Origin of the sequence: Tardiphaga sp. 619_E2_N8_4 (assembly GCF_051810905.1) — a bacterium.
In the GTDB taxonomy this organism is placed as follows: Bacteria; Pseudomonadota; Alphaproteobacteria; order Rhizobiales; family Xanthobacteraceae; genus Tardiphaga; species Tardiphaga robiniae.
The window spans coordinates 6208410-6221987 of record NZ_JBPWQJ010000001.1; the positions used below are offsets into that span (position 1 = coordinate 6208410).

Here is a 13578-nt window from a genome sequence, read left to right on the forward strand (position 1 = left end):
ATCGCCGACCCGCCCCCCTGCAGGGGAGGGTAAGAAATCCCGCGAAATAAACCTCCGGCGGTAGCCACTTGCCGCCTGCCTCAATCCTTTCCCGTTTTTTAACACTTAGGGCGCACGGATAGCCGCAGCTGGAGAGTTCCCGTGCGGCAGACGGATATCGCGATCATTGGTGGCGGCCTCGCCGGGTCGACGGCTGCGGCGATGCTCGGTCGCGCCGGTGTGTCTGCAATCCTGATCGAGCCGCATCAGGTCCATCCGCCCGAACTCCGCTGCGAGAAGATCAGCGGCGGCGTCCAGCTCGAGCGGCTCCGCAAGACGGGTCTCGTCGATGCGGTGCTCGGTGCCGCCACCCATGACGACGAGATCTGGATCGCGCGTTTCGGCCGCGTGATCGACAAGCGCCCCAGCCAGCAGCACGGCTTTCTCTACGACACGCTGGTCAATACCGTGCGTGGCCAGATCCCGTCATCTGTCGAGACCATTCACGCCAAGGCGACGTCGATCGCCACATCGGATGACCGTCAGACCATCGGCCTGTCCAATGGCGAGGAGATTTCCGCGCGTCTCGTTGTCCTCGCCAATGGCGCCAGTGTCAGCCTGCGCAATCAGCTCAATATCGGCCGCCCGGTCATCTCGGCCAATCATTCGATCTCGGTGGGTTTCGATATCGCGCCCGTCGGCCGTGAACGTTTTGCCTTTCCGGCGCTGACCTACTTTGCCGAAACGACGGTTCATCGCACCGCCTATGTCACGCTGTTTCCCATTGGCAAGGCCATGCGCGGCAACCTGTTCGTCTATCGCGAGACCGACGATCCCTGGATTCGCCAGATGCGCCGGACGCCCGAGGCGGCGCTTGACGCCTGCCTGCCGAAACTGCGCGCGCTGATCGGCGACTACAAGATATCCGGCGATATCAGGATCCGCCCCATCGATCTCTATGAGAGCGACAACGTGGTCCAGCCTGGCGTCGTGCTGGTGGGCGATGCCTTTGCTTCGCCGTGCCCGGGCAGCGGCACCGGCACCGACAAGGTGTTCACCGATGTCGCGCAGCTTTGCAGCGTACACATCCCGAACTGGCTCGCGACCGATGGCATGGGCGCCGACAAGATCGCGCAATATTACGCCGATCCTCTGAAACTGGAATGCGACGCCTGGGCCACCGGCAAGGCGTTCAAGCTGCGCTCGGTGACAACAGAGAATTCGCTGTATTGGCGCGCACAGCGCTGGGCACGTTTCTTCGGCCGGCTGGGCGAGGGCATGGTGCGGCGGGCCCGCGAGACGCTGCCGCGCGAACTGGCGATGGTCGCGTCCGCTCTGGTCATGATGATCGACTCGGCGACTTGACCGCCGGCGCTGCCGCTTGACGCGCCCGCGCTAATCCGGTTGCCTGCGCCTCCCAACACAACGCGACCACAATCTTTCGGGAAGAAACGTCATGTCTTTCGTGATGGCCATCGATCAAGGCACCACATCCTCGCGCGCGATGATCTTTCGCGCCGACATCTCGATCGCGGCCAGTGCGCAGCAGGAATTCCCGCAGCATTTCCCGGCCTCCGGCTGGGTCGAGCATGAGCCCGAGGATATCTGGACCTCGACGTTGGCCGTTTGCCACGAGGCCATGACGAAGGCCGACGTTACCGCGAAGGATATTGCCGCCATCGGCATCACCAATCAGCGCGAGACGGTGGTGGTGTGGGACCGCGTCACCGGCCAGGCTGTGCACCGTGCCATCGTCTGGCAGGACCGCCGCACCGCGGAGATCTGCGCCCAGATGAAAGCCGACGGCCATGAGCCGTTGATCACGCAAAAGACCGGCCTGATCATCGATCCGTATTTCTCCGGAACGAAAGTGGCGTGGATTCTCGATCATGTCCCCGGCGCGCGCGACCGCGCCGAGCGCGGCGAATTGCTGTTCGGCACTGTCGATTGCTATCTGCTGTGGCGGCTGACGGCGGGCAAGGTGCATGCCACCGACGCCACCAATGCCTCGCGCACGCAGCTCTTCAACATCCACACCGGTGAATGGGACGACGAACTGCTGAAGCTGCTGCGTGTGCCCAAGGCGATGCTGCCCAGGGTGCAGGACTCTTCGTCGGATTTCGGCAGCACCGATCTGTTCGGTGGCACGATCATCATCGGCGGCATTGCCGGGGATCAGCAGGCTGCAACCATCGGGCAGGCCTGTTTCGCGCCGGGCATGATCAAGTCGACTTACGGCACCGGCTGTTTTGCGCTGCTCAACACCGGCACGACGCCGGTGCAATCGAAGAACAAGCTGCTCACCACGGTTGCCTATCAGCTCAACGGCGTGCGGACCTATGCGCTGGAAGGTTCGATCTTCGTTGCCGGCTCCGCCGTGCAGTGGCTGCGTGACGGGCTCGGCATCATCAAGAGCGCGGCCGAAAGCGGGCCGCTCGCTGATCAGAACGATTCTTCGCAATCGGTCTATCTGGTCCCGGCCTTTGTCGGCCTCGGTGCGCCTTACTGGAATCCCGATGTGCGCGGAGCGCTGTTCGGACTGACGCGCAACACCGGCCCGGCCGAACTCGCCCATGCCGCGCTGGAAAGCGTCTGCTATCAGACGAGGGATCTCTATGCGGCGATGCGTGCTGACTGGCCCGATGTCTCCGCTGCGACTGTCGTGCTGCGCGTCGATGGCGGCATGACCGCATCGGACTGGACCATGCAGCGTCTCGCCGATCTCCTGAATGCACCAGTCGATCGCCCGATGATCCAGGAAACCACCGCGCTGGGTGCTGCCTATCTCGCCGGTCTCACGGCCGGCGTATTTCCGGAGCCTGCCAAATTCGCCGACAACTGGCGGCTCGAACACCGCTTCAAGCCGGCCATGAGCGAAGCCACACGGACACGAAAACTGAAGGGCTGGGCGCAGGCAGTGAAGGGGGTATTGGCGAGCGATCCGGGGAAAGATTGAAAGCTTGCTCACCAAACAGAAAGAGCCGCCTGTGCGGCGGCTCCTATGATGGTCATGTCAGATTCTAGCGCCAGCCGCGATGCCGTCCGCGCGACCAACCATAATGATGGCCGCGTCCGCGGCCCCAGCCGTAATGATGTCCACGCCCGCCGCGGTGCATGCCGTGATGTCCGCCGCCATGGCCACGAATCTGGATGATGTCGCTGGCGGTGCTCGCAGGTGCAAGCCCACCGACCGGCATGGCGTTCGCTGGAAGCATCAGGCCCAGACCCAGGAGTGCCGCGGCTGCCGTCGCGATCATGGTACGTTTCATTTCAACCCTCCAAACGCAAATATTGCGCATACGACAAGCTGCGGCCTTCCTGATCGTTCCGTCGCCACGGGATTGAAACGATAACTTTGCCGGGACCGGAATTCGTCGCGGCGGTGGGAGGGAGGGAGAAAATAATCCCTCGCGCTCTATTGACTAAAATCCGATATAGGTCTATATGCCTTTTATCCCGTTCGCGAGGGGCGCTTCATGAGGCGTCTTGAAGTGGAACAGGGATGCGGCGCCTGCGGGTGTGGGGTGACGTACCCCGCGCACTCGGGAGGCCTTGGGTCACCGTCCGGCCCCACTACGGGGGTCTGCCACTCATGCTGGCTGGACGTGGCATTGGTGAACGGCGGGAAACCGTCGGGATCAGCGGAGTGCGGAGCTCTGCGCCTTTGCCCGGAAGAGCGGTCCCGGGGACAGAAATCGCCGCGGTGGTGCGCCGTGAGGCGTTGCGCGGTTGCAGCTTGCCGGCGTTCCGGTGGAGCGGATCGCGATAAAACCACCCTTTGCGCCTCACGGCGCGCCGCCACCCCTCATGTTTCGAGGGGAGACTATCCGCACAACTCGGGCTCATTGAGCCGCGAGACTGCGAGAGCGTGGCTGTTTGACAAGCACATCCTGCGACTTGCAAAGCGCTACTTCACGCCGACCTTCTTGCCGCGATACATCAAATGCACCGCGCAGTTACATCCCGGCGGATGGGTCGCGAGTTCGTCATTGGCAGGCGCGGGTACGGCGACCGGTGCAGGCTCGGCACCGGCACCCGGAATGTAGTTCAGCACAGGCGCCAGCCAACGTTCCACCTCGGCCACGCTCATGTTCTTGCGCGCGGCATATTCCTCGACCTGATCGCGCTCGATCTTGCCGACGCCGAAATAATAGCTCTCGGGATGGCTGAAATAGAGCCCGGACACCGACGAGCCCGGCCACATGGCGTAGCTTTCGGTGAGTGTTACGCCCGCAGTGTTCTCCGCATCGAGCAATTTGAAGATCGTCGCCTTCTCGGTGTGATCGGGCTGTGCGGGATAGCCGGGAGCAGGGCGGATGCCCTGATACTTCTCCAGGATCAGGTCGTCGGTCGAGATGTTCTCGTCCGGCGCATAGGCCCAGAACTCCTTGCGGACGCGCTCATGCATGCGCTCGGCGAAGGCTTCGGCGAGACGGTCGGCCAGCGCCTTGCACAGGATCGACGAATAGTCGTCATTCGCATTCTTGAAGCGGTCGGCGATGATGTCCTCGCCGATGCCCGCTGTGACGACGAAGCCGCCGATATAATCCGGCACATTCGAGGTCTTCGGCGCGATGAAGTCGGAGAGCGCTGCGTTGAAGCGGCCCTCGCGCTTTTCGAGCTGCTGGCGCAACGTGTAGAGCGTCGCGATCTCAGTTGTGCGTGTGTCATCGGCATAGAGGCGGATGTCATCGCCCACGGCGTTGGCCGGCCAGAAGCCGATGGTTGCCTTCGCCGTGAACCACTTCTCCTCGACGATCTGCTTGAGCATCTTCTGCGCATCGGCATAGAGCGACGTCGCGACTTCGCCGACCACGCTGTCGGTGAGGATGCCGGGGAAACGGCCGGACAGTTCCCAAGTCTGGAAGAACGGCGTCCAGTCGATATAGGCAGCAAGCTCTTCGAGCGAATAATCGCTGAAAGTCCGGATGCCCAGGAAGGTCGGCTTGCGCACCGTCTTGCTGAAGTCCGCGACATGCGCATTGGCCCGCGCAGCGACGAGCGACAGCCGCTTCTTGTCCTGCTGGGCGCGGAAATGCGCCGCGGAGATCTTCGCATAATCGGCGCGCACCTCGGCCGCATAGGCGACGCTCTTCTCAGGCGACAGCAGCGACGATGCAACACCCACGGCGCGGCTGGCATCGTTGACATGCACCACAGCGCCGGCGCGGTAGTTCGGATCGATCTTCACCGCGGTATGCACACGGCTGGTCGTCGCGCCGCCGATCAGCAGCGGCATCTTCAAACCCTGCCGTTCCATCTCGCCGGCCAAAAATGTCATCTCGTCGAGCGACGGCGTGATCAGGCCGGACAGGCCGATGATGTCGGCGCCTTCGGCCTTGGCGGTGTCGATGATCTTGGAGGCCGGCACCATGACGCCGAGATCGATGACCTCGAAATTGTTGCACTGGAGCACGATGCCGACAATGTTCTTGCCGATGTCGTGGACATCGCCCTTCACAGTGGCGAGCACAATCTTGCCGGCATTCTTGCGGCCATCGCCGGTGATACCTGCAGCGAGATTGTCGGCCTTCTCCTGCTCCATGAACGGCATCAGGTAAGCCACCGCCTGCTTCATCACGCGGGCCGACTTCACCACCTGCGGCAGGAACATCTTTCCGTCGCCAAAGAGATCGCCGACGATATTCATGCCGGCCATCAGCGGGCCCTCGATGACATGCAGCGGGCGCGCCACGGTCAGGCGCGCAGCTTCGGTGTCCTCGTCGATATATTGGGTGATGCCGTGCACCAGCGCGTGGCTCAGCCGCTTCTCCACCGGCCATTCGCGCCAGGACAGATCCTGTTCCTTCGCCTGCTTGGTCTGGCCGCGGAATTTCTCGGCCAGTTCGAGCAGACGTTCGGAGGCGCCGGGATCGCGGTTGAGAATGACGTCTTCGCAGACCTGGCGCAGCTCGGGATCGATGTCGTCATAGACGATCATCTGTCCGGCATTGACGATGCCCATATCCATGCCCGCCTTGATGGCGTGATACAGGAACACCGAATGCATCGCTTCGCGAACCGGCTCGTTGCCGCGGAACGAGAAGGAGAGGTTGGAGACGCCGCCGGAGATATGCGCATGCGGCAGGTTCTGCCGGATCCAGCGCGTCGCCTCGATGAAGTCGACGCCGTAATTGTTGTGCTCTTCGAGGCCAGTCGCGATGGCGAAAATGTTCGGATCGAAAATGATGTCTTCCGGCGGGAAGTTCAGCTCACCTACCAGAATGTCGTAAGCGCGTTTGCAGATCTCGGTCTTGCGCGCGAACGTATCGGCCTGGCCGACCTCGTCGAACGCCATCACGACCACAGCGGCGCCATGGCGCTGCGCGATCTTGGCCTCAACGATGAATTTCTCCACGCCTTCCTTCATCGAGATCGAATTGACGATCGGCTTGCCCTGAACGCATTTCAGGCCGGCTTCGATGACGTTGAATTTCGACGAGTCGACCATCACCGGGACGCGGGCGATATCCGGCTCGGAGGCGACGAGATGGAGGAACTCGACCATCGCCGCTTCAGAATCCAGCAGGCCTTCGTCCATATTGACGTCGATGACTTGTGCGCCGTTCTCGACCTGGTCGCGCGCCACCTGCAGCGCGGCGGTGTAGTCGCCGGCGGTGATCAGCTTGCGGAATTTAGCCGAGCCGGTGACGTTGGTGCGCTCGCCGACATTCACGAAGGGAATCGCCGAGGTCAGTTCGAACGGCTCCAGACCTGACAGGCGCAGGAGCGGTGCGATCTCCGGTACAACGCGCGGCTTGTGCGGCGCGACGGCCTTGGCGATGGCCGCGATATGGTCCGGCGTGGTGCCGCAGCAGCCGCCGACCACATTGACGAGGCCGCTGGCAGCGAACTCGCCGATCAGCCCCGCCATGAATTCCGGGCTCTCGTCATACTGGCCGAATTCGTTGGGCAGGCCGGCATTCGGATAGGCGCAGACGAGGGTATCGGCGACGCGGCCGATATCGGCGATATGCGCGCGCAGGTCTTCGGCGCCTAGGGCGCAATTGAAGCCAATGGTGGCTGGCCTGGCGTGCTTCACCGAATTCCAGAACGCTTCCGGCATCTGGCCTGACAGCAGGCGTCCGGACTTGTCGGTGATGGTGCCGGAGATCATTACGGGCACGTCGATGCCGCGCGCCTCGCAGATTTCGGCAATGGCATAGAGCGCCGCCTTGGCGTTCAGCGTGTCGAAGATGGTCTCGACCAGCAAGAGATCAGCACCGCCGTCGAGCAAACCGTTGATCTGCTCGCTATAGGCGATGCGCAGATCGTCGAAGGTCACCGCGCGATAGCCGGGATTGGCGACATCCGGCGAGATCGAGGCGGTGCGGTTGGTCGGGCCGATGGCGCCGGCGACGAAGCGCGGCTTGCCGTCCTCGGCAGCGACGGTGATCGCGGCGTTCTTGGCGAGGCGCGCGCCTTCGCGGCTCATCTCATAGGCGATGGCCTGCAGGTCGTAATCGGCCTGCGCGATCGAGGTCGAGGAGAACGTGTTGGTCGCGACGATGTCGGCACCGGCGCGCAGATATTGCGCGTGAATATCCTCGATGGCGTCGGCCTGCGTCAGGATCAACAGGTCGTTGTTGCCGCGGAGGTCGCGGTGGAAATCCTTGTAGCGCTCACCACGGAATGCGGCCTCGTCGAATTGCAGACCCTGGATCATGGTGCCCATGGCACCGTCGAGCACGAGAATGCGCTCGGCAGCGGCGGCAAGCAGTTCGGTACGCTTCGGCGAAACGGGTACGGACATGAGATCAGGCAGCTTTCTGCGCGCCGTTCGGCCGGAAGCCCAACAGGTGACTAATGGCGAAAACGAGATCGGCGCGGTTCATCGTGTAGAAATGGAAATCGGAGACGCCCTGTTTGGCGAGCTTCTGCACCTGGCCGGCGGCGACGGTGGTAGCTACCAGTTTGCGTGTCTCGGCATCGTTATCGAGGCCGTCGAACTTGGCGGCGAGCCAGGATGGCACCGTGGTGCCGGCGCGGGTGACGAAAGCTCTTGCCTGCTTGAAATTATGCATCGGCATGATGCCGGGCAGCACCGGGATATCGATGCCGCGGGCGCGGACCTTGTCGAGGTAGCGGAAATACAGGTCGTTATCGAAGAACACCTGGGTGATGGCGCGGGTCGCGCCGGCATCAACTTTGGCCTTCAGCGTATCGATGTCAGCATCGAAGTCGGCGCTCTCGGGATGCTTCTCTGGATAGGCGGAGACGGTGACGTCGATATCGGGATAGCGGTTGCGGATGCTGGCGACCAGATCGGCGGAGGTCTTGTAACCGTCGGGGTGCGGTATATATTCCGTGCCGATGCCTGTGGTCGGATCGCCGCGCAGGGCCACGATGTGGCGAACGCCGGCCTCGTGATAGCGGGTCACGACATCGTCGATTTCGCTTTTCGGCGCGCCAACGCAGGCCAGATGCGCCGCCGGGGTGAGGGCGGTCTCCTTGAGTAGACGGACGATGGTGGCGTGGGTGCGCTCGCGGGTCGACCCACCGGCGCCATAGGTCACCGACACGAAGGACGGGTTCAGCGGCGCCAGGCGCTCAATGGTGTCCCACAGGGTCCGGTCCATCTCCTCGGTCTTCGGCGGGAAGAACTCGAAGGAAATATTGGGAAGCTTGGTGGGGGTGGCCGGGTTGATCTCGGTCATCGCGTCGAACTCCACCGCATGAAGCGGTACCGGTTGTCTCTGGCGCCAAGCCCGGGGGACGTTGGCTGCACTGCACAAAGATAGGCTACGGTCGGTGACTGAAATAGCCCATCTGGAGCGGTTTTAGGGTGGGAATTGGCCCAACTAAGAGCAGATATCTCGCGTAATTTCCCTCATTGTAATATAAGTGGGCAGCGCCGGTTTCCTGCAAAATTACCAGAATATGGCCTTAAATAGCCGATCTAGCCGCTTCGATCTATGACGATGTATGTGGGCAAATGTCGTGTAATTATTCTTATATCAGAATTCGTCCCACGAGAGGCGGTCTTTGCTGCCGTCGGCGTTTGGGGGAGTGGCCCAAAACGCTCTTTGCCCTCTCCAGCGCAGGCACTAGCTTGGCGCCATGATCCCATTGTCCATTCTCGACCTCTCGGTCGTCACGTCAGGCACGCCGCCCGCGGGCGCGCTCCGCAACAGCATCGATCTGGCCAAACATGCCGATCGCCTCGGCTATGTCCGCTACTGGCTGGCCGAGCATCACAATCTGGCGTCGGTCGCGAGCCCGGCACCGGAGATCATGATCGGGCAGATTGCGGCAGTGACGCAGCACATCCGGGTCGGCTCCGGCGGCGTGATGCTGCCGAACCATGCGCCGCTGATGGTGGCCGAGCGCTTCAAGATGTTGGAGGCGCTGTTTCCCGGCCGGATCGATCTCGGCCTCGGCCGCGCACCGGGGACCGATGGCGCGACGGCTTATGCGTTGCGCAACCGTCTTGCCGGCCGCGAGGGCGATGATTTCCTTGAGCGACTGAGCGAGCTGGTACTGTGGGAGACGCGGCAATTCCCGGAAGGTCATCCCTATAACAACGTTGTGGCGATGCCGAATGACGTGCCACTGCCGCCGCTCTGGCTGCTCGGGTCCAGCGACTACAGTTCGGATCTCGCTGCGCAGGTCGGCATGGGCTTCGCTTTCGCCCACCATTTTGCATCCCACGACGCCGCCGACGCGATGGTGCATTACCGCGCGCGCTTCAAGTCCTCCAGCTGGCGGCAGGCACCGCATGCGATTCTCGCTGTCGCAGTGATTTGCGCGGAGACGGATGCCGAGGCCGAGCGGCTGGCCTCGTCGGCCGACCTCAATCGCCTCCGTCGCGACCGCGGCGAATACGCGCCGCTGCCGAGCGTCGAAGAGGCGCTGGCCTATCCTTATAGCGACAGCGAAAAGATGAAGATCGCGCGCAATCGTTCACGTCTGTTCGTCGGCAGTCCGTCGACAGTCTTGGAAAAGCTGCAGCCGCTCATCAGCGAATGCCAGGCCGATGAGTTGATGGTCATTACCGCGACGTATGATCATGAGGCGCGGAAGCGGTCCTATGATCTGTTGGCGGATGTATTTCAATTGCAGAGAGCAGCAGCCTGGGCGCAGCGAGCTTAGCGAGCGCCGCGACAATGGGAGGGGATGATGGCGCCTCTGGTAACACCGCGTGGCCTTGGCGAAGTTGTTCTGCGTGTCAGCGATATGCCGCGCGCGGTCAGTTTCTATCGAGATGTCCTTGGTCTCAGTCTGCTGCGCGCCTTCGACGATCGGATTGTATTTCTCAAAGTGGAAGATGGCTTTGAAGGCCATCACCGGATTATCGGTCTTTTCAGGGCCGATCAGCCGTCCAATCGTGACGACACGAAATGGTCTGCTCCCGATTTGCGGGCACCCACTCTGCATCACCTTGCGCTGGAGATTGCGTTATCGGACTATCAGCCTGCTCTCGATGCCCTGACGAAGGCGGGTTTCAAGCCGAACACCTACGAACACCGATGGATCGGCTGGCGCTCCATTTACGTCACCGATCCGGACGGCAATATCGTCGAGTTGGTTGCGGTGGATGCGTCAATTTGCGAGGCGTCGTAAAGTTTCGAGAGGCAATGTCGGGATCGGGACTACCGAAACGTCCTTGGATCGGCGCCGTCACCACACGAGGTAAAACCTATGCTCTATGCAATTCTGGCCTATCACGTCGAAGACGTCGTCGTGTCCTGGACGGCCGACGAAGACACTGCGGTGATGGCCAATCTTCATGAGCTTCACGAGAAGCTGACGGCCGACGGCCGGATGGGGCCGGCTGCGCGGCTGGGCGGCACTAAGGGTGCATTCACCTTGCGCGGACCCGGCGCTGGCGTGGTCATCGATGGCCCCTTTGCCGAGACCAAGGAGCAGTTGCTCGGCTTCTATGTCGTCGATTGTGCGACCCGTGAGGACGCCGTCGCAACCGCGCGCGATCTGCGCCGCGTCAATCCGACTGCGGTCTATGAAATCCGTCCGGTTCAGCTATTTCTGCCCGGATCGCCCATGGCGGCGACGCATGCGCTGACCGATCACGTCCGGCCGGCGTCGTCCTGAACTTGCCAGTTACGAGGTCGGTTCGCCGAAGGTCGCGCGGAAAGGATGCGCCGGATAGACGCCGACGATCCTGAATTCGCGTGAGAAGAACTTCAGCTCTTCGAGCGCGAAAGCGAGGTTGCGGTCATCCGGATGACCGTCGACATCGGCGTAGAACTGCGTGGCGAAGAACTCGCCGTCGACCATGTAGCTTTCCAGCTTGGTCATGTTGACGCCGTTGGTGGCGAAGCCGCCGAGTGCCTTGTAGAGCGCCGCAGGAAGGTTGCGGACGCGGAAAACAAAACTGGTGACCAGCGGTTCGGAGCCCTGCGGCGCCCATTTGGCGTCTTTGGAAAGGATGACGAAACGCGTGGTGTTGTGATCCTCGTCCTCGACGTCCTCGGCGAGAATTTCGAGCCCGTAGATATCTGCCGCGAGCCGCGAGGCCAGCGAGGCGCAGCTCTTGTCGCCGCGTTCGGCAATCGCGCGGGCCGAGCCCGCAGTGTCGGCGGCGACGATGGCCTTGATGCCGAGCTTGCGAATGATGCGGCGGCACTGGCCGAGCGCGTGGACGTGGCTTTCCACCGTCTTGATGTCGGTGAGCTTCGCGCCGGGCAGCGCCATCATCTGGTGGTGGATGGGCAGAAACCACTCACCGACGATATGCAGGCCTGACTGCGGCAGTAGATGGTGGATGTCGGCGACGCGGCCGGCGATCGAGTTCTCGATCGGAATCATGCCGAGATCGGCCTCGCCCGAGGTGATCGCGGCCAGCGCATCCTCGAAAGTGGCGCAGGGCAGCGGCTCGGCATTCGGAAACGCCTCAACGATGGCGATATGGGAATTGGCGCCGGGCTCGCCCTGGAATGCGATCTTCATGATCTGATTTTTGGGAATGGTCATGGCGGGCCTTGTATCAGTCACTCAGGTTTTTGCCAGTAGCCGGCGGGCGGTTTCGAGATCCGCGGGCGTATCGACGCCGAGCGGGACGCTATCGACGATGGCGGCGTCGATCCGCATGCCGGCTTCCAGTGCGCGGAGCTGTTCGAGCTTTTCGCGCAGCTCCAGCGTCGACGGCGCGAGTTTGACGAAGCCTTCGAGCGCGGCGCGCCGATAGGCATAAAGCCCGATGTGATGGTAGCGGGGCCCGTCGCCATAGGGCGCCGTGGCGCGGGTGAAATACAGCGCACGCAGCCGGTCAGGCCCGGCTGGCGAGCCGATCAGCTTCACCACGCTCGGATTGGTATGTTCGTCATCCTTGTGGATCTCGGTCGCCAGGGTCGCGATGTCGACCGCGGGGTCGTCGAGCAGGCGGACCGCGGCGCTAATGTCGCCCGGCGGAATAGTGGGCAGGTCGCCCTGGACGTTGACGATGGTCTGGACGTGTCCGGCCGGGTCCAGTTTGCACAGGGCCTCAAATATCCGGTCGGACCCTGATGGATGGTCCGGGGAGGTCATGACCGCCTCGAAACCGTGGGCTTTAACGGCGTCCGCGATGTCGGCCGTATCGGTGGCGATGGCGACACGGCCCAGACCGGCCTCTTTGGCGCGTCGCGCCACATGCACGATCATCGGCAGCCCGCCGATATCGAGCAGCGGCTTGCCGGGCAGGCGGGTGGCCGCCATGCGGGCGGGAATGAGCACCAGGGTGCGTGTGTCTGTCATGTCAAAATCGGCTTGGATTCCAGTGATCTTCCCCCCGAAAAGTATGATGCACATCAAAGGGCGCGGCGTTTATACGGGTTGCCAGAGGATGGGCAAACCGTTATCTCAAAACGGCAGGCCTGAGGGCCGCAGGAACGTGATTCCTGAGTGTGTCGAGGCCGTTGGAGCGGCCTTCCAATGACCTAAAACGGCGTGGGGCTTTTCGACTATGGACTCCTTCGAACTCAACAAGATTATGGGCGCCATTCTCGGCACCTGCCTGGTTCTGATGGTGACGAATTTCACCGCCCAGGCCGTGTTTTCACCGAAGCATATGGAAAAGCCCGGCTTTGATATTGCCGTGAAGGAAGAGGCTGCCGGTGGTGCCAAGGCTGCTGCCGCGCCGTCCGAACCGATCGAAAAGCTGCTGCAGACCGCTTCGGTCGAGAAGGGCTCAACCGCAGCCAAGAAGTGCGCCGCCTGCCATACTTTCGAAAAGGGCGGCCCGAACCGCGTTGGCCCGAACCTGTTCGGCGTCGTCAATGAGAAGGTGGGCGAAGGCAAGGCCGGGTTCAACTTCTCGGCGGGCATGAAGGCCAAGGGCGGCACCTGGACCTTCGAGGAGCTGAACAAGTTCATCGCCAATCCGAAGGGCACCGTGCCGGGCACGGCCATGGGCTTCGCCGGCATTCAAAAGGATAGCGAGCGCGCCGACGTGATCGCCTATCTGGCAACTCTCGCCGATAAGCCGGTGCCGCTGCCCACTGCAGCGAAATGAGGACGGTGTCGTAACGCTGTTCCTTGGTAATTTATCATCGATTAAACGGCCAGGCTCAGCCTGGCCGTTTTCGTATCTGCATTACCAAAGCTTAAGCGGGACGTTTGGCCGCAACGCGTTAGGATGCAACCAGCGTGACGGGTGGT

General features: G+C 62.3%; 11 protein-coding genes. 6 read left to right on the forward strand and 5 right to left on the reverse strand.

The window, feature by feature from the left end:
- The first annotated feature begins 141 nt into the window (after positions 1-141).
- Both AB8A23_RS29505 and glpK read left to right on the forward strand, forming a co-directional pair.
- Positions 142-1344, forward strand: a complete 1203-nt coding sequence (locus AB8A23_RS29505; RefSeq protein ID WP_439057431.1) for an FAD-dependent oxidoreductase — start codon at positions 142-144, stop codon at positions 1342-1344.
- A 91-nt stretch (positions 1345-1435) separates the two neighbouring features.
- A complete protein-coding gene (glpK, locus tag AB8A23_RS29510) occupies positions 1436-2935 on the forward strand; it encodes a glycerol kinase GlpK (RefSeq protein ID WP_439057432.1) in 1500 nt (499 codons plus the stop codon).
- A gap of 64 nt (positions 2936-2999) precedes the next feature.
- Here glpK and AB8A23_RS29515 read toward each other — a convergent pair whose 3' ends face one another.
- From AB8A23_RS29515 to metF, 3 genes are all read right to left on the reverse strand, one after another.
- Positions 3000-3248 carry a hypothetical protein gene (locus AB8A23_RS29515; protein WP_089261574.1) on the reverse strand — a complete coding sequence of 83 codons (249 nt, stop codon included), beginning with the start codon at positions 3246-3248 and terminating at the stop codon, positions 3000-3002.
- A gap of 638 nt (positions 3249-3886) precedes the next feature.
- Positions 3887-7732, reverse strand: coding sequence for a methionine synthase (gene metH, locus AB8A23_RS29520; RefSeq protein ID WP_439057433.1), 3846 nt, complete (start codon positions 7730-7732; stop codon positions 3887-3889).
- Positions 7733-7736: 4 nt separating this feature from the next.
- Positions 7737-8636, reverse strand: coding sequence for a methylenetetrahydrofolate reductase [NAD(P)H] (gene metF, locus AB8A23_RS29525; RefSeq protein WP_439057434.1), 900 nt, complete (start codon positions 8634-8636; stop codon positions 7737-7739).
- A gap of 403 nt (positions 8637-9039) precedes the next feature.
- On the opposite strand from metF, the gene AB8A23_RS29530 reads away from it, so the two are divergent.
- The 3 genes from AB8A23_RS29530 to AB8A23_RS29540 all read left to right on the forward strand — a co-directional run bounded on the left by AB8A23_RS29530 (position 9040) and on the right by AB8A23_RS29540 (position 11031).
- On the forward strand, positions 9040-10071 hold the full coding sequence (locus AB8A23_RS29530; protein ID WP_439057435.1) for an LLM class flavin-dependent oxidoreductase: 1032 nt from the start codon (positions 9040-9042) through the stop codon (positions 10069-10071).
- A gap of 27 nt (positions 10072-10098) precedes the next feature.
- Positions 10099-10542: a VOC family protein gene (locus AB8A23_RS29535; protein WP_175365659.1), complete on the forward strand. Its 444-nt coding sequence runs from the start codon at positions 10099-10101 to the stop codon at positions 10540-10542.
- A gap of 78 nt (positions 10543-10620) precedes the next feature.
- Positions 10621-11031, forward strand: coding sequence for a YciI family protein (locus tag AB8A23_RS29540; protein ID WP_093759237.1), 411 nt, complete (start codon positions 10621-10623; stop codon positions 11029-11031).
- 9 nt (positions 11032-11040) lie between these two features.
- On the opposite strand, the gene AB8A23_RS29545 is transcribed toward AB8A23_RS29540, so the two are convergent.
- A complete protein-coding gene (locus AB8A23_RS29545; RefSeq protein WP_068736325.1) occupies positions 11041-11889 on the reverse strand; it encodes a prephenate dehydratase in 849 nt (282 codons plus the stop codon).
- Between the two features lie 45 nt (positions 11890-11934).
- The gene (locus tag AB8A23_RS29550; protein ID WP_089261562.1) at positions 11935-12675 is read right to left on the reverse strand and encodes a 3-deoxy-manno-octulosonate cytidylyltransferase; all 741 of its coding nucleotides are present in this window, start codon (positions 12673-12675) and stop codon (positions 11935-11937) included.
- Between the two features lie 208 nt (positions 12676-12883).
- Here AB8A23_RS29550 and AB8A23_RS29555 point away from each other — a divergent pair, with 208 nt between their 5' ends.
- Positions 12884-13432 carry a c-type cytochrome gene (locus tag AB8A23_RS29555; protein ID WP_068736206.1) on the forward strand — a complete coding sequence of 183 codons (549 nt, stop codon included), beginning with the start codon at positions 12884-12886 and terminating at the stop codon, positions 13430-13432.
- The last annotated feature ends 146 nt before the right edge of the window (positions 13433-13578 follow it).